At 72.1% G+C, this 17,452-nt stretch carries 12 protein-coding genes; 7 read left to right on the top strand and 5 right to left on the bottom strand.

The genetic code is table 11. The features are described from left to right. The 3 genes from B7767_RS07895 to B7767_RS46205 all read left to right on the top strand — a co-directional run. The coding region (locus B7767_RS07895) for a lectin (RefSeq protein WP_085571531.1) at nt 1-2,773 on the top strand (2,773 nt) is incomplete at its 5' end. Nucleotides 2,774-2,876: 103 nt separating this feature from the next. After that, complete coding sequence (locus B7767_RS07890; RefSeq protein ID WP_085571530.1) at nt 2,877-3,146, top strand: hypothetical protein; 270 nt, start codon at nt 2,877-2,879, stop codon at nt 3,144-3,146. A gap of 8 nt (nt 3,147-3,154) precedes the next feature. Beyond that, the gene (locus B7767_RS46205; protein WP_085571529.1) at nt 3,155-3,736 is read left to right on the top strand and encodes a hypothetical protein; all 582 of its coding nucleotides are present in this window, start codon (nt 3,155-3,157) and stop codon (nt 3,734-3,736) included. A 117-nt stretch (nt 3,737-3,853) separates the two neighbouring features. On the opposite strand, the gene B7767_RS07880 is transcribed toward B7767_RS46205, so the two are convergent. From B7767_RS07880 to B7767_RS07870, 3 genes are all read right to left on the bottom strand, one after another. Next, complete coding sequence (locus B7767_RS07880; protein ID WP_085571533.1) at nt 3,854-4,624, bottom strand: GNAT family N-acetyltransferase; 771 nt, start codon at nt 4,622-4,624, stop codon at nt 3,854-3,856. A 120-nt stretch (nt 4,625-4,744) separates the two neighbouring features. After that, nucleotides 4,745-5,245 (bottom strand): GNAT family N-acetyltransferase, encoded by a 501-nt coding sequence (locus B7767_RS07875; RefSeq protein WP_085571528.1) that lies wholly within the window; start codon nt 5,243-5,245, stop codon nt 4,745-4,747. A gap of 62 nt (nt 5,246-5,307) precedes the next feature. Then, nucleotides 5,308-6,516 carry a DUF2235 domain-containing protein gene (locus tag B7767_RS07870; RefSeq protein WP_085571532.1) on the bottom strand — a complete coding sequence of 403 codons (1,209 nt, stop codon included), beginning with the start codon at nt 6,514-6,516 and terminating at the stop codon, nt 5,308-5,310. 339 nt (nt 6,517-6,855) lie between these two features. Here B7767_RS07870 and B7767_RS44445 point away from each other — a divergent pair, with 339 nt between their 5' ends. From B7767_RS44445 to B7767_RS44440, 3 genes are read left to right on the top strand one after another with little or no spacing between them, the layout of a single operon-like run. Next, complete coding sequence (locus tag B7767_RS44445; protein WP_179167064.1) at nt 6,856-7,107, top strand: hypothetical protein; 252 nt, start codon at nt 6,856-6,858, stop codon at nt 7,105-7,107. Continuing rightward, entirely contained in the window at nt 7,089-9,992 is a 2,904-nt protein-coding gene (locus B7767_RS46200) for a hypothetical protein (protein ID WP_179167063.1), read from the top strand. The genes B7767_RS44445 and B7767_RS46200 overlap by 19 nt, the downstream gene beginning before the upstream one ends. Before the next feature lie 18 nt (nt 9,993-10,010). Further along, on the top strand, nt 10,011-14,477 hold the full coding sequence (locus B7767_RS44440; protein ID WP_143652272.1) for a peptidoglycan-binding protein: 4,467 nt from the start codon (nt 10,011-10,013) through the stop codon (nt 14,475-14,477). Between the two features lie 108 nt (nt 14,478-14,585). On the opposite strand, the gene B7767_RS07855 is transcribed toward B7767_RS44440, so the two are convergent. After that, the gene (locus tag B7767_RS07855; protein ID WP_085571525.1) at nt 14,586-15,368 is read right to left on the bottom strand and encodes a DUF899 domain-containing protein; all 783 of its coding nucleotides are present in this window, start codon (nt 15,366-15,368) and stop codon (nt 14,586-14,588) included. 249 nt (nt 15,369-15,617) lie between these two features. Beyond that, on the bottom strand, nt 15,618-16,466 hold the full coding sequence (locus B7767_RS07850; RefSeq protein WP_085571524.1) for a helix-turn-helix transcriptional regulator: 849 nt from the start codon (nt 16,464-16,466) through the stop codon (nt 15,618-15,620). Nucleotides 16,467-16,567: 101 nt separating this feature from the next. Between B7767_RS07850 and B7767_RS07845 the strand changes: the two genes are divergently transcribed. Then, nucleotides 16,568-17,332, top strand: coding sequence for an SDR family oxidoreductase (locus B7767_RS07845; protein WP_085571523.1), 765 nt, complete (start codon nt 16,568-16,570; stop codon nt 17,330-17,332). Nucleotides 17,333-17,452 lie beyond the last annotated feature (120 nt).

Below are 17,452 nucleotides of genomic sequence, written 5' to 3'. Positions count from 1 at the left end.
CCCGGCCGCCGGGGCCCCCGCCGCCGCCCCGGCCGGACCCGGCGGCGCCGCCGCGGCGGCCGAGGACTTCCAGCAGGTCACCCTCGCCAAGGGCGTGGCCGAAACGGGCGAGCCGATGACCCTGGCCGTCCTGCCGGACCGCTCGGTGCTGCACACCTCGCGCGACGGTACCCTGCGACGGACCGACGCGGCCGGCACCACCACCGTGGCGGGCAGGCTGGACGTGTACAGCCACGACGAGGAGGGCCTGCAGGGCGTCGCGGCCGACCCCGGCTTCTCCGCCAACCGCTTCGTCTACCTGTACTACGCCCCCGAGCTGAACACCCCGGCAGGCGACGCCCCCGCCGACGGAACGGCAGCCGACTTCACCCCGTTCGACGGTGTCAACCGGCTCTCCCGTTTCGTCCTGCGGACCGACGGCACCCTCGACGTGGGGAGCGAGAAGAAGATCCTCGACGTGCCCGCCTCCCGCGGTCTGTGCTGCCATGTCGGCGGTGACATCGACTTCGACGCGGCGGGCAACCTGTACCTGTCGACGGGCGACGACACCAATCCCTTCGCCTCGGACGGCTACACCCCCATCGACGAGCGGGCCACCCGCAACCCCGCCTACGACGCCCAGCGTTCCTCGGGCAACACCGACGACCTGCGCGGCAAGATCCTGCGGATCAAGGTGAACCCCGACGGCACCTACGGCATCCCGGCGGGCAACCTCTTCGCGCCCGGCACCCCCAGGACCCGGCCCGAGATCTACGCGATGGGCTTCCGCAACCCCTTCCGGATGAGCGTCGACAAGGCCACGGGCACCGTCCACGTAGGTGACTACGGCCCCGACGCCGGCACCGCCAACCCCTCCCGCGGCCCCGGCGGACAGGTCGAGTTCAACCGGATCACCAAGGCCGGCAACTTCGGCTGGCCCTACTGCACCGGAAAGAACAACGCCTACACCGACTACGACTTCGGCTCCGGCACCTCGGGCACGGCCTACGACTGCTCGGCACCGAGGAACACTTCGCCGCACAACACCGGCCTGACCGACCTGCCGCCCGCCCAGCCCGCCTGGATCCCCTACGACGGCGCCTCCGTCCCCGAGTTCGGCAACGGATCCGAGTCCCCCATGGGCGGACCCGTCTACCGGTACGACGCGAACTCCACCTCCGAGGTGAAGTTCCCCGCCGAGTACGACGGCGACTTCTTCGCCGGCGAGTTCGGCCGCCGCTGGATCAAGCGGATCGAGACCGGTGGTGACGGAAGCGTGCAGTCCGTCAACGCCTTCCCCTGGGCGGGCACCCAGGTGATGGACATGGCCTTCGGCCCGGACGGCGCCCTCTACGTCCTGGACTACGGCACCGGATACTTCAACGGCGACGCCAACTCCGCCCTGTACCGCATCGAGCACGTGACCGGCGGGCGCGCCCCCGTGGCCCAGGCCGAGGCGGACACCACCTCCGGCACGGCACCCCTCACCGTCGGTTTCTCCTCGGCCGGCAGCTCCGACCCGGACGGGGGCGCGCTCACCCACGCCTGGACCTTCGGCGACGGCGCCACCTCCACCGCGGCCGACCCGTCCCACACCTACACCACCAACGGCCAGTACACCGCGACGCTGAAGGTCACCGACCCCACCGGCAAGTCCGCCACGGCATCCGTACAGATCACCGTCGGCAACACCGCCCCGACCGTACGGCTCGACACCCCGGCCGACGGACGGATCCACGACTTCGGCGACGCCATCCCCTTCAAGGTCACGGTCACCGACCCGGAGGACGGCACGATCGACTGCGCCAAGGTGAAGGTCACCTTCATCATCGGTCACGACAGCCACGGCCACCCGCAGACCTCGGCCACCGGCTGCACCGGCACCCTGCAGACCCTGGCCGACGGCGAACACGACCCCAACGCCAACATCTTCGGCGTCGTCGACGCCGAGTACACCGACAAGGGCGCCAACGGCCAGCCCGCGCTCACCGCGCACGACCAGCACATCACCCAGCCCGGCCACCGGCAGGCCGAACACCACGGCGACTCCGCCGGAGTGACGGTCGTCAACCACACGCCCGCGCACGGCGGCAGGACGGTCGGCGACATCCACGACGGCGACTGGATCTCCTTCAGGCCCTACACCCTCGACAACGTCACCGGCCTCACCGCCCGCGTCTCCTCGGCGGGCAGCGGCGGCACCCTCGAAGTCCGCGCGGGTTCCCCGGCCGGCACCCTGCTCGGCACGGCCACCGTGCCGGTCACCGGTGGCTGGGAGACCTTCCAGGACGTCACGGCGTCCCTGACCGGCGGGCCGGCCGGCACCACCACCCTGTACCTCGTCTTCAAGGGCGGCAGCGGCGCCCTGTTCGACGTGGACGAGTTCTCCTTCACCACCTCCACCGGCGGCACCCGCTCGGGTGAGGTGAGGGGGGTGAACGGCAAGTGTCTGGACGTGGACAACGCGGGTACGGCGGACGGTACGGAGGTGCAGGTCTGGACGTGCAACGCGTCGGCGGCGCAGCGGTGGACGGTGGCGGACGACGGGACGTTGAGGGCGTTGGGCAAGTGTCTGGACGTGTCCGGTGGCGGGAGTGCGGACGGTACGCGGATCCAGTTGTGGACGTGCAACGGGACGGGTGCGCAGAAGTGGGCGGCCGGGTCCGACGGTACGGTCCGCAACCCGCAGTCGGGCAAGTGCCTGGACGCCTCGGGCGGTACGTGGAACGACGGTACGCCGGTCCACCTGTGGACCTGCCACACCGGACCCAACCAGAAGTGGACCCTGCCCTGATCCCGGCAACTTCCCCGGCCCGTCCGCCGCTTGACGCCTCCGACCGGGGGTAGCCGGTAGGGCGTCAGGGACGAACAAGGCAAAGTACGCAAGGAGGCCGACCATGGGAGCGCGTCACGAGGACGGCGGACAGGAACTCGGTGACCTCGAACCGGGCACGCGCCAGCGCGACCGGTTGCGCGCACGCGTCGCCGACATCGCCTCGACGGCCCTGTGCGTGGTGCTCGCCCTGTGGGCGGTGTGGAGCGTCGTCGGCGTGGCGCGCGGAACGACGGGATGGGCGTACAGCGCGGTGGCCTGCGTGCTGCTGGCGGCCGCGCTGTACGCCCGGACGGCAGGTGTCCGACGCGGCGACGTCGGGCCCGGGCGGTAGGGGCGGCGGTGGAACGGCTCAACACCTTCCTCGGCCGCCACATATGGGCCCAGGTACTGCTCGTCGTCCTCCTGGGCTGGGCGGTGATCATGCTGATGTCGCCGGGGGAGCCGGCCCTCGTGGTGCTGGCGCGGTCCGCCGTGACCTCGGTGGGCGCGGTGGCCGTCCTGCTGGTGCTGCGGGCCCGGGAGAAGCGCGCGGCCGGCGGCTCGGGCGACCGCCTGGTCACCCTGGACCGCCGGCTGCGCCACGGGGAGATCCCCTCCTCGCCCGCCGACCGGGAGGCCATGCTGGGCCTGGTGGAGCAGCGGCTGCACCGCACCCGGCACCGGCGCCCCGCCCTGGCGGTCCTCTGCCTGATGTACGCGCTGCTCGTCGCCGCACCGCTCCTCCTGGGCCAGGTCCGGCAGGCGCTGGTCCTCGGTCTGCTGGGCGCGATCGTTCTGCCGCTGCTGGCATGGCAGGGCGGCCGGCAGGTGCGGCGCCTGCGCGAGGTGCGCGAGATTCTCCACGGGAGCCCCGGCGGAGCGAACGCCGGTGGTGAGGCGTCGGAGGGGCGGGAGCCCCGGCGGTCCTCGCACGACGGGTAGCCCCCGTGTCCGGACCGCCTCCCTCCGGCCCCACCGGCACGCCGCCCACCGTGGACCGGGCGCGGGAGGCCGCGTTCGCGCGCCACCGCGCACAGCGCGGTGGCGGCATCCGGCCCGTCAGCTTCCCAGGGTGAAGAAGTGCAGCGGGCTGTTCGGCTCGAAGCCGATCCGCGGGTACACGGGGGCCCCGGCCGCGGTCGCGTGCAGCGTGGCACGGGTCAGACCGGTGGCCCGGGCGCCCTCGTACAGGGCCTTGCGGGTCACCGCCTCCCCGTACCCTCTGCGCTCCCACCGCGGATCCGTGGCCACCAGCACGACGAAGAGGCGGCCGTCCGCCTCCACGGCACCGGCGCACGTCACCGGAACGCCGTCCCGCATGCCCAGGTAGGCGTGCACCCCCGTCCTCCACAGCCTCGAGCCCACGAGGCCGTCGCGGCCGGCCTCCAGCGGCATGCCGTAGGCGCGCGAGTTGAGGTCGGCGTAGGCCCGCAGGTGCTCGTCCGTGCCGACCCGCGTGAACGTCAGGTCCGGGTGCGCCGGTTCGGGGACCGGCAGCAGGTCGCCGGCCATACCGGTGCCCGAGAAGGCGTGCGCCAGACCGGCCCGCTCGGCCGCTTCCGTCAAGCGCGGGCGTGCCCCGGCGTCGAGGAGGTCCTCGAAGACCCACAGAAAGCCCGCGTGCCTCTTCGCCCGCATGATGTCCGCCGCCTGCCCCAGCCGCTCCTCCATGAGGTCCGCGTCCGCCCCGGCGTCGGTGAGCGTGACGCAGTTCCAGAAGCCGAACCGGCACTCCGCCCAGCGCACCGCGATGCCCGGCAGGTCACGTACGTCCGCGCCCGGATCCCGGTCGAGCACCATGCCCCGCCAGACCGTGGCGAGCTGCTCCATCGATTCCACCGCGTCGGCGGAGTTCCGCGTCACCTTGTCCCCTTTGCTCGATCACCGATCGGGACATGTCTGCCCACCGGGACCGACGCAGCACGCTCGAACAGGATCGAACGGCTCCGCTCACGCACGGTCGGGCAGCCGGAGCCACTCCCCCCAGGTCACGTCCCGGCCGATGAAGCGCGGCCGCTCGAAGGGCCAGTCCTCGGCGATCCAGCGCGGCACGAACGCGTCCAGTGCCCGCTCCAGCGCACCGCCCACCTCGTCGTCCACCACCCACCAGGAGATCTCGGCGTCCGCCCCCTGCTTCTCGGGCGGGTCGATGTAGACGCAGCCGCGCAGGGCGGTGCGGTCCGCGTTCTCGATCGTGTAGTTGAACGACTCGTGCGCCTCGATCTCCGCGGCGTGCCGCTCCAGATCGGCGAGGTTCGCCTCGTACGACATCGTGGTCGCCGGCCAGCCCCACGCAGGGCCGAAGATCGACCACAGCCGCTCCCGCGAACCCATCACCGTCGGGTAGTCCAGCGGCGCGTCCGCACCGCTGATCGGGCGCAGCCGGTGACCTCCGCCGTCGGGTATGTCGACGTGGAGGGGGTGGACGAAATCATGCGGAAGCCAGGTCATGGGCGTGAGCCAACCAGGCCGGGAGACGCCGCGCAAAGGGATATCGCCGCGGCCGACCGGTGTCAGGTGGCACGGTGGAGTCCGTCCCGCGCGTCGGCCGCCGTTCCCGGACCGGACGCGGCGGGAGGCATGGGCGGCAGGCTCGAGGCGAGGTCCGGCAGCAGGACGGGCTCCAGCCGGACCCGTTCCTGCCTGCCCAGGTAACCCTCCAGCTCCGACGGCCGGTAGTGCGGGTCCCGGTCGTAGCGCTCCTTGGCGGGCACCGCCAGGAACTCGTTGCCGTCGGGCTCGCCGTGGTCGTCCACCGCCTTCCCGAGCGGCCGGTGCAGCGGCCTGGCCAGCCGGTACACGCCCGTCCGTGAGGCGTGGAGAGTGCCCGAACCGTCCGGCCGTACACGGAAGTCGACGCATTCCTCGGGCTTCATCACCCGGGGTCCCTCCGTGCCGAGCGCACCGGCGTCGAACTCCAGACCGTGCCTGCGGGCATGGGCGACCATCCACAGCAGGGCGATGTCGGACAGTCCCGTCTCCTCGTAGCCGCCGCCGACATCGCTGTGCACCCCGGCGAACCACACCTGCTTCAACTCCTGGCCCCGCGCGGCGGAGTCGGGCCGCCGGTGCCACAGGGCCGGCCGGAACGCCGAGCGCTGTTCGTCGACGGCCAGCGCGTGGAAGGCCGCCCCGACCCGGTCGCTCAGCTCGGTGTCGTGGAACGCCCAGCGGCGGTTGAACCGGTCCGCCGCCGGCCGCAGCCAGGGAGTGTCCGGGACCGGGATGCCCAGGGCGCCGACGGTGTCCCACACCCCGACGAACCTGATCTCCGTCTCGCGCGCGTACGAGCGGCGGAACAACGTGGCGGCCGCGCCGTTCGGCTGCTCGACGCGGTCACGGTACAGGGCCCAGGCCTCCGGGATCCGGTCGGCGTGGTCCCGGCGCAGGATGCCGCTGTTGTGCACCAGCCCCGCCAGGCTGCGGGCGGTGAACGCACCGCGGCTGAAGCCGAAGAGGAACAGCTCGTCGTCGGGCTCGTACGTCTCGACGAGGAACCGGTAGGCGTCCACGACGTTCCGGGACAGCCCCACACCGAACGCGCCGCCGCGCAGACGCTCCCACCGGTGGGTGCCGACGCCGCTGTGGTAGTAGACGCGCTGTTCCTTCCCGGCGGCGGAACCGGGGCGCACCGACAGGGCGACCTTGGCGACGTTGGTCTTGCTCGGCTGGTCCGCGAAATTCCAAGTGCCGTCGCAGCAGACGACCAGACGCTTGGCCATGACCATCCCTCCTCGCGGGAGCGTGGAGCGGCGCACAGCACCACTTCCAGGGTCTCACCGTCCGGCGCCCCGTGCCATGCGGCAGCCGCTCGACACGTTCACTGGTGATGTTCCGTCCTCGGGAGCACCATGGAGAAGGAGAGGCGAGCGGCCTCGGACGGGGCCCGCCCTCCGGTCTTCCCTTCCCTCGTACGAGGGGGTTCCCCATGGCTTCCCACAGCCGTCCTCCTGTCACGCCGGCACCGGGGCGGGACATGCGAGAACGTCACCAAGGGGGCCGTCCCGGCGGCGGTGGCCGCCCCAGGCACCCCGGCGGCGACCGTCCGGACCGTCCCGGTGGTGGGGGTCGCCCGGACCGTCCCGGTGGCGGAGGCCGCCCCGATCGTCCCGGTGGTGGGGGTCGCCCGGACCGTCCCGGAGGCGGTGGTCGCCCGGACCGTCCCGGAGGCGGTGGTCGCCCGGACCGTCCCGGAGGCGGTGGTCGCCCGGACCGTCCCGGTGGCGGTGGCCGCCCCGATCGTCCCGGTGACGACGGCGCGGTGGGACCGTTCAGGGTCGTACGTCCTGCGGACATGCTCGTGGCCGACATAAGCCTGGTGAACCTCCGGTTCGACGGCCGCCGCCTGGTGCGGCGGGAGCCGGCCGCGCCGACGCTGATCGTCGTCGGGCTGCCACCGCAACACGTCCGGGAGGAGGTCCCCGGGAAACAGGACTCCACGGCCGATCCCCCCGGCTCCCTGGAAGCCTTCACCTCCGGTGTGTCCCAACTGGTCTTCTCGGTGCCGCCCGAAGTGGAGAGCCTCGACCTGTCCTTGACGTCCCTGCTCGACTGGGAGCGGTTGGTGCCGATGACCGTGCCGCTGCTCCAGCCGGGCGTCCCCGCCTCCGGACTGCCCGGAAGCGTCCTCGAGTTCCCCACCCGGCTGTTCCTCACCTACGACGAACCCGTCACCTGGACCTGCCGGCCGGAGCCCCACGACGCCGACGGCCGCACCGGACTGTGGCACGCCCTGCTGAACGGCGAACGGGGCGGCGAGGCACTGCTGCGGGCCCTGAGGAGGGCCGAGGGGCGGCCCCCTGTTCCCGCGCATGTTCCGCTGACCGAGGCGAATCTGGAGGACCTGGTCACCCTCACCAGCCGTACGGAGCTGATCGACGCCGACAAGGCGCCCATACCGCTGCCCAGCGCCCCCCTGCGCGCCGAGCAGTTCGTCGCGACACCACTGGGCGCGTCCGCCCATCTGCACGGCGCCTGGGACGACGTGTCACCGGACGCCAAGGAACAGTTCCGCACGCTCATGAGGCGCAGCCCGGAACTCGTGGCGTACGACCACATCACCGGTCTCGGACGTGACCAGTTCGTCAGGGTCGTCACCCGCGGCTGCCTCTCGCTCGGGCACCCGGCCCTCCTGGTGAGTGAGTTCAAGCGGCTGTTCGTCGCCCACAAGGACGACGGCGTCGTGGCCTACCTGCAGCGGGAGGACCGGATCCTTCCCCGTGAACCGGAAGTGCACTACGGGGAGGGCACCGGCTTCCCGAACCAGGGACGCGAGATGCCCTTCCGGGTGCTGCGCATCACCGACCGGGTCACCCCGCCGCTCAAACCCGTGTGGCCGCCGCGGCCCTTGGACCGGCCGGACGCCCAGCCGCAGGCCACGGAGCCGTTCTGGGTCGAGCTCGAGGGCGGCGGGGACCACCAGTTCACCGTTCTCGCGACCGACCACGAGGGGCGCAAGGTCAGCTTCACCACACCGCTGGTGTTCGTGCCCGACTCACGGACCGAGGACTGGAAGGCGTTGAACGACCTTCACACGTCGGACGAGACGAAGGAGAGGAAGCGTCTCGAACGGCCGCTGCACGGGCAGGTGATGGCCATGGCCCAGCCGCCCGCCGACGCTCCCGGCAGCACCGCTCACGCGGTGGGCGAACTGGTCTTCACGTTGGTCCGGAAGGAGGCCGGAGGCGGGCACCCGCTGGCCGGCATGCTCGTCGTGTCCTCCGCCGAGGTGCGGGTTCCCGCCCTCGAACCGTTCGCCCCCGAGGCGGGGGACGTGAGCGTGGAGTTCGACCCCGTCTACCGCGCCCGCGGTATGGCGGCACATCCGGCACGCGCCTACCTCGACCTGAAGAAGGCGGTCGGCCTCGACTTCGCCGCGGAGAAGGCCGGAGGCCTCGCCCGGCCCAACGCCGAGGTCAAGGTGATCACCAGCCAGGCCGGTGTCGTACCGGACATGTTCAGGACCGGCCCCACCGGAGCCGTCGAAGCGGCCGACATGCGGGATGTCGCGAAGGCCTTCGACGGCGCCAAGCTGCTCGGCCTCGTCGACCTGTCCGCACTCCTGGCGCCCGTCACCACCGAGCACCTCGGCCGTCTGAAGCAGCTCGGGGACGCCGAGATCCAGAACCTGCTGGACGACGCCGAGGGAGTGATCCCGGCCCCGGTGCTGCGCGTCCGTGACCTCGCGGACGGGACGGGCAGGGAACTGCGCTACGTGTGGAAGACCAAGCTGCAGAAACCGCAACCGGCGTCGCCGGACGAGGTGTTCCTCCTGGACGTGACCCGCGCGGTGCTGACCCTGGACGCGCGGACGGCCATCGCGAAGGACGGCGGGCAGAAGACGTCGGTGGAGGGCCGGCTGCGCAATGTCGCGCTGGTCATCGGCGGCGTCGTCCGCGTGGACATCGCCGACCTGAGGTTCAGGGCCGTCCCCGGCAACAAACCGGACGTGTCGGCGTCCGGCCTGGAGATGCGGTTCCTGGGGGAGCTCCGGTTCATCGACACCCTGCGCAGCGCCCTGCCCGCCGACGCCTTCGGCTCCGGCGCGTACGTGGACGTCCAGCCCTGGGGCATCCGCACGGGGTACGCGCTGGCCCTCCCCACCATCGGGATCGGCGTCTTCTCACTCGCCAACGTCTCCCTGAAGGCGGAACTGACCATCCCCTTCGACCCCGGCAAGGCCATCTCCTTCCGCTTCTCGGTCTCCGAGCGGCAGCGTCCCTTCAACGTCACCGTCTCCCTGTTCGGCGGCGGTGGCTACTTCTCCCTGCTGGTCGACGCGGCCGGGGGCATCGAGGTCGAGGGCGCCATCGAGTTCGGCGGGGGAGCGGCGCTGAACCTGGGCGTGGCGAGCGGCGGGGTGAGCATCATGGCCGGTGTCCGCTTCGAAGTCCGGGACAGGAGCGTGAAGGTGGGCGGCTACCTGCGCTGCAACGGCTTCCTGAGCGTGCTGGGCATCGTCACCGTTTCCGTCGAGTTCTATCTGGAGCTCACGTACGAGAAGCACGCCGGCGGGTCCGTGGTCCGGGGGAGGGGCACCCTCACGGTGAGTGTGAAGATCGCCTTCTTCAGCAAGTCCGTATCCCTCGAGCTCGAGCGGAGTTTCCCGGGTGCGCCGGGCGACCCCTCCTTCGTCGACTGCTTCGACGAGGAGACGCACTGGAAGGACTACTGCCTGAGCTTCGACGGAGCCCCGTAGACCGGGCGGGAAGTGATCATGAAGTTCGAGCAGCAAGTCCTGTGGACCGTGCTCCCGGCGGGCGTCACGGCGGACGGCACCCAGCTCAAGGTGTCGGTCTTCGTCACCCCACGACTGGGGGTCCCCGACCCGGATCCGGCCCAACCGCCGGACCGGCCGGAACGCGGCACGCTGCGGTCCTTCCCCGACTTTTGCGCCTGGCCCGACAGACTGCGGGAAGCGACCTTCGAGTTCGGGCCCGGGGACGGCACCTCCCCTTCCTTCAGCGACCAGGTCCGACCGTCCGGCCCGGCCCCCGACCCCGCGCTCTGGGCGAAACTCTTCGGCGGCGAGGACATCCCGCTGGAGCCCTACGTGTTCCAGGACATGGCCCCACGGACCCACGAAGCCCGCACCTACTCGGCCCGGAGCGTCAGCAAGGCGACCCGGACGGCCTACGGGTGGGCGGCACGGGAGTCTCCCGAGCAGCCCCCCGAAATGCGTCCCATGATGCGGGAGATGATGAACACCGAGGACCCGGGGATCTCCTCCCAGGCCACCACCATGCGCGAGGGCCTGAACCAAGTGCGGGAATTCCACGAGCCGCTGGGCCGGAACACCCCGACGCTCGCGGACGGGGAGACGCCGCCGCCTCCGCCGCCGAAGAAGCTCGACCCGGACTTCCACCAGATGATCACCTCGCTCGGCGACCATCCGGCCCTGCTCCGACGGCTCGGGCTGATCCTGGACTTCCTCCTCCCGGACGGGATCGTCCCCGAATCCTCGGGCGAGCGCACACTGAGCGTCGTCCCGCACTGGACGTCCGAACTCGGCCCGCGGTCCAAGGACCTGGCCCCGCGCACGCGTTACGTCCGCCTTCCCGACCGGAAGCTGTTCGTTCCCGCGTCCCGGAAGGCCGGCACCGGTCCGCTCGGCTCTCCGGCGCTCGGTCTGCTGGCGCTGCCCGAGGACGACTTCTCCCTCGAACAGGCCGACATCGACAGCGCCGCGCTGAAGCTGGCGGAACTCGCCCGAGATCCGGCCGAGACCGGCGCCGCCGCGACGGACCCGGCCGAGCCGGCCCCGGAGACCAAGGGGCTGGCCCCGGTCCGCACCCAGGGGCTCTCCCTGGTCAGGGACAAGCGCCTGGAGCTCCTCGAGGACGACTTCAAGAAGGCGGCCCAGGACAACGACGCGGCCGCCGGCGCACTGGCGAGGAGGCAGGCGGGGGACGCACCGCATCCGGAGCGGCCGGACTCGGCGGACATGCCGGATCTCAGCGCCGAGGACCTGGTCCGCGGTCACCGGATGGACGTGTGGGACGACACCCGGGGCCGCTGGTACTCGTTGCACGCGCGCACGGTCGCGTACCGTTCCCCCGGCGTCGGCGAACCGCTGCTCACGGCGTCCGACGAAGGCTTCTTCCAGATCAACCTGGTGTCCCCGCCGGACGATGCCGACAGCGACCGGATGTACGTGCCCGAACGGATCACGACCTGGGAGAACTGGTCACTCTCCGCGCCCCGGCCCGGCCGGGTCCTGGGCATCGGACAAGGGGCGCCCGACGAGGTCGTCGAGCCAGCCAACGAGAGGCAGACCCGGCTGCCGCTGGAGATCGACGTCAAGGTGCTGGAGGGCTCGCTGCCCCGCCTCAGGTACGGCCGTGGATACCGGATCCGGCTGCGCACCGTCGACCTGGCGGGCAACGGCCTCGGCCTGCGGGAAGCCGATGCCCTGATGGACCGGGACCACGACGGCGACTGGGCCCTGCCCGGGGACGGGCCCCTGCTGTTCCGGAGGTTCGAGTCCGTGCCGGCCCCCGCCGTCGTCCCCAGGCTGCCGCTCGACGAGGGCGCCTCGGTGTCCCGGCTGGTCATCCGCAGCACCCCGGGCAGCGCACCCGGCCCGGCCGGCGGTGCGGCCCCCGGCACCGGGACACGGACCGTCGTACTGGCCGACGTACAGCCGGGCATGACCAACGACGACGTACGCCTCGTCCAGCAGGCCCTGATCGCTCGCGGCCACCCCATCCCCGCCGGCGCGACCGGCCACTTCGGCTCGCAGACCGGGGAGGCGTACGCCGCCGAACAGCGTGAACAGGGCTTCCGCGGCAGGGACGCCGACGGCGTCCCCGGCTGCCGGTCCCTCACGGAACTCGGCCGCAACAGCGGATTCGCCGTCGACTGCGACACCGCCGCAGGCACTCCCGGCACGGCGGCACGCCGGCCCCCCGGGGACGAGGAACCGGCCCGGACCGCCGAACAGTACGCCGCCGCCCTCAATGCCTCGCCGCTGGTCACCACAGGGGAGCACACCCCCTTCCACGGGGTCGACGAACGGCACCTGGTGGCTCCGAAGGCATCGCTGCAGTGTGTCGAACGGCACGGGCTGCTCGACGGGGCCATCGGTTCGCAGGACCACGCGGCCAGGGAAGCGGGCTACGAACTGGCGTCCCGCGAGAACGGGTCGCTCGGCGATCCGAACCGGCCGGACGTCGAAGTGACACCGGTCGACTCGCCCGCCGCCGACCCGGAGCACCCCGCGGTGACCGTCCGGCACACCGGAGAACAGGTCGAACTGCCCTATCTGCCCGAGCCGCTGGCCACCGGCGTCCTGCTGTTCGATCTGCCGGGCATGCCGAAGGGGAAGCCGTTCGAGGTCGGGTGGGGAGGCGGCGTCTGGCACCGGCCCCTCTCGTTCCGGCTGCGGCTGGCGGAAGGCGATGCCCCACCTCGCTTCGACGAGTCCTCACGCGTGCTGACCGTTTCGCTCCCCAAGGCCCAGGTCGCCACCGTACGGGTGTGCTCCGCGGTCCGGTTCGACGAGTCACTGATGGGCCTGGCCTCCTGGTGCCGCGAGCAGCCCGGCCCGCGGCCGGCCCCGCAGGCCGCGCCCGAGGCCGGGGAGAGGGCGGCACGGCAGGACGCGGAGGTGCGGGAAAGGGCGTCCACCGCGCTGGAGATGGCGGCCGCCGGACGCCACTGGATGTTCACGCCCGGCCAGGAACTCACCCTGGTGCACGCGGTACAGCGGCCACTGAGGCAACCCGTCCTGGAGCTGCGGCCCACGGGGCGACGCCCCGAGAACGCCACGGCCGAGCACCTCGCCGGAACGATCAGGCTGGACCAGGGCAGCACCGACCGGGTCGAGCTCGTCGCACGGTGGACGGACGTGGTCGACGAGGGCGACGAGGGCCGCGCCGAGCGTCCGATGACCACACCGGTCTTCGATCTCCTCACCGCGAAGCTGGCCCCGGCCGACGGCGGCGCCGGCGCCGCACCGGCCACCCTTCAGGACGGCACCCTGACCTTCAGCACCCAGGCATCCGACTCCCCGACCGCGGAGCGGCCGGGGAGCACGGAACCGAAGAAGCACGAGTTCGGCGACACCAAGCACCGCAGGGTGCTCTACCACCCGGTGGCCGGCACCAGGTTCGGTGAGTACTTCCCGTCCCGGCTCGCCGAAGGCGACGCGGGCGCCCGGACCGTCCGGGGCGCGGCCGTGGAGCACTCGGTACCCAGCAGCGCCAGGCCCACCGCGCCCAGGGTGCTGTACTGCGTGCCCACCCTGTCCCTCGAGACCGTCGAGGGCCCGCCCGGCACCGTAGTCCGGCGCCGCCGTGGCGGCGGCATCCGGGTGTTCCTGCAGCGTCCCTGGTTCTCCTCGGGGGACGGCGAACTCCTCGGCGTGGTGCTCGGCCCGGCGGCGGGCGCCGGCACACCTGCCCCGAACGCCCCGGAGGTGACCCTGATGGGCCGCGACCCCGTCCACCGCTCCGCGGAAGTCCTCCCCCCGACCGTGTCGACGTTCACCAACGCGGTGCGGCACGCCGAGGGAGTCACCCCCGCGACGCCCACGCAGCCACCCACCGTCACCGTCGTGGGCTTCACCCCGCAGTTCGACGCCGAGGGGGACCGCTGGTTCTGCGACCTGGACCTGGACACCGGGGACACCTGTCTGCCGTTCATCCGCCTGGCCCTGGTCCGCTACCAGCCGAACTCGATCCCGGGAGCCGAGATCTCACCGGTCGTGGTCACCGACCTGGTACGGACCCTGCCCGACCGTGAACTGCGGGTGAAGCTCGACGACATGCCGACCGTCAGCGTCACCGGCCCGTCGTACGACCCGTCCGACTCCCCGCCGCCCCGGGTCACGGCGACCGTGCAACGGCGGAACGACGCCGTCACCGACGAGGACCTCGCCTGGGTGACGCTCCACGACACGACCGTGACGCTGACCTCGATCGACGCGGCTTCCACCAGGACCCCGTCCTACATCGGCCAGGTCCCCCTGCCCGAGGGCGCGCGGCGGGACCGACTGCGTCTGCTGGTCATGGAGACCGACGGGATACCGCCCGACGCGGGAACCCCGCCGACCACGCCGGGGCCGGTGGTGTACTGCGACACCGTTCCCCTGGACGGAGACCACCGGCGCCGTGACCACCACGACGGCCGGGACCACGACGGCCGGGACCATCGCCGGGGCGATCACGACCGTCGGCACTGACCCGGAGAACAGCACGCCGGCACCGGTCCACCGGACGTCCTCATGTGCGGTGCTCCGCCCGGAGGAATCCGGGCGGCACCCCCGGGCGCGCGGTCCTCCTCGTACGTGTCAGTGGTGGTGACCGCGGCGGCCGAGGGTCTCCACGGGGGTCGCGCCGGGGCGGGTCCACTGCGGTACGGGGCGGCTGGTCGGGCCCCAGGTGGCGTTCCCGTCCGCGTCCGAGCGCCAGGACCAGCACGGGCTGCCCCCCTCGGGCCGGCCCTCGGGGTTGTCCTCCCACGCCTCGCCGCGGCCGTAGGGCGTCATGTCGAGCAGGCCGAGGGAGCCGTTGACCCGCTCGTTGCCACGGCCCGTCGTGGAGTAGGTGAGGAACGCGCGGTCGCCGTCGCGGAGGAAGCAGGTCAGATACCCCATGTCGCCGCCGACCGGCGCCTCCACGTCGCGCACCGAGTACCAGGGCTGGGTGTAGCCCATGAACGCGACGTAGGAGGCCACCTCGTCCCAGGGGCCCGTGGTCAGGACGGCGAACGAGACGCCGCGGGCGTTGAGGTAGACGGCGTCCTTCAGGTGCCAGGCCGTGGTGGTGCAGCCTTCGCACTGCCCCTGGTGCGGCGCGCCGTCGTACCACATGTGCTTGTAGACCATGAGTTCGTCGCGCCCCTGGAACAGGTCCAGGAACGGGACCGGCCCGTCGGGTCCGACGACCTCGACCGTGCCGTCGAACTCCACCATCGGCAGCCGGCGGCGGGCCGCGGCGATGGCGTCGCCTTCACGGGTGTGGGCCTTCTCGCGGACCAGCAGTTCGTCACGTGCGGCCTGCCAGGTGGCCAGGTCGACCACGGGCGGGCGTCCGGACGGCGCGGTGGTCGGGTCTTCCGGCGTGGTCGTCATGGTGTTCCTCCGTGGTGCCTCGTGCCGGGCGGCGCCGTACGACGACGCTCTACGACGGTCACCAGAAGAGACTCGCGGCGGGGCCGGAACTCATCGCGGAGGGACGTCCCCGTGCCGCTGCGGCATGCAGCCAGAGCCGGACGCTCCACGGTCCCGGCCCCAGGGAAACGCGTCCCGGTCGGGGACGCGTCCGAGGCGTGGCCGCCGCCTTCCTGCACGTGTGCTCGCCGGGCCGCGCCGGCGCCGTCCCTAGCGCTCCGCTTCGGTGAAGCGGTCCAGACCGAGCACGGCGAGCAGTTGCAGCTTCTCGTGGCCCTCGGTGCGCGGCGGAGCCGTGAGCACGAGCAGTGTCTGGGACTGGTCCTCGGTGAACAGCGCCTGGCAGTCCAGCTCGATCGCGCCGAGCTCGGGGTGGATGAGCGTCTTGTGGTCCTCGAACCGCTGCGCCACCTCATGGCGGGCCCACAGTTCGGCGAACTCCTCGTTCGCCTTCTGGAGGGCGCGCACGAGTTCACCGGCCCGCGAGCGCGGGCCGCGCAGCCCATGGGCTGCGCGCAGGTTGGCGACCTGGGCGCGGCTCTGCCGGGCGTGGTCGGCCCCGGGGTAGATCGACCGTTCCGCGGGATCGGTGAACCAGCGGTAGATCGCGCTGCGGGCGAGCCCCGTGTGCTTCGACGCGTCCCCGAACAGGGCGGCGGCCATCCTGTTCTGCACCAGCGTCTCGCCGAGGTCGGTCAGAACGAGCGCCGGGGTGTCGTCGAGCCGGTCCAGCACCCGCAGCAGCGCGGGAGCGACGTGCGGTGAGGCCGACAGCGCCACCGGTGCGTTGTGTCCGGCTATCCGGTACAGGTAGGTGCGCTCGTCGCCCGTCAGCCGCAGCGCCCGGGCGAGCGAGGCCAGCATGTGCTCGCTGGGCTGCGGCCCGCGCCGCTGCTCCAGCCGGGTGTAGTAGTCGGTCGACATCACGGCCAGCGACGCGACCTCCTCACGCCGCAGACCCCGGGTCCGCCGGCGTGCGCCTGTGGGAAGGCCGAGGTCCTCCGGTTGCAGCGCCTCGCGGCGGCGGCGCAGGAAGTCGGCCAGAGCTGCACGGTCCATGGAGGCGATTATCGTCCGGCACCGGTGCCCGAGCCAGGGATCGCCGATCCCCCGACAACCGGTCTCTGCCCCCGCGACGGCGGACCGGCGACGATCGGGGCATGGACATCTCCGGAAACACCATCTTCATCCCCGGCTCCACCAGCGGCATCGGCCTCGCTCTCGCCCTCGAGCTGAAGGCCAGGGGGAACACCGTCATCGTCGGCGGCCGACGCACCGAGCTGCTGGAACGGATCGCGGCCGAGCACCCCGGCATCGACACCGTGCAGATCGACACCACGGACGCCGCGAGCATCGCCTCCGCCGCGAAGCGGGTGCTGGACAGTCACCCGGATCTCAACGTCCTCGTCACCATGGCCGGCGTGATGCGCGTCGAGGACTGGCGCGATCCCGCGTCGTTCCTCGCCTCCGCGGAGTCCACGGTGACGACGAACGTGCTCGGTCCGATCCGTCTGATCGCCGCGTTCGTCGAGCACCTGCAGGCACAGCCGGACGCCACGATCATGACCGTCTCCTCAGGTCTGGCCTTCACGCCGCTCAGGGCCACGCCGAGCTACAACGCGTCGAAGGCGGCGATCCACATGCTCAGCGAGTCCATCCGGCTGCAGTTCGCCGGCACCTCGGTGAAGGTCGTGGAACTCGAACCGCCGTCCGTCCGCACCGCGCTGCTGCCCGGGCACGAGGACAACGAACACGCCATGCCGCTCGACGAGTTCGTCACGGAGGTGATCGGTCTGATCGAGACCCGGCCCGACGCGAAGGAGATCCAGGTCGAGCGCGTGAAGTTCCTGCGCTACGGAGAGGCCCGCGGCGACTACGACCAGGTCGTCGAGACACTCAACGGCACCGACCCGCACGGGAAGTAGGCCAAAACCGCTCGCCACCGCGCACCGCCCGGCGCGACGCCGGGGGCGACGTGCGCGGCCTGCTCGCCTTCGGTCCCGCCCCGGTCCACGCCGTCGACGCCGCCGGCCCCGGGGCCGGCG

The organism is Streptomyces sp. 13-12-16 (genome assembly GCF_002114215.1).
Lineage (GTDB): Bacteria > Actinomycetota > Actinomycetes > Streptomycetales > Streptomycetaceae > Streptomyces.
This window is presented reverse-complemented; position numbering and strand designations above follow the sequence as displayed.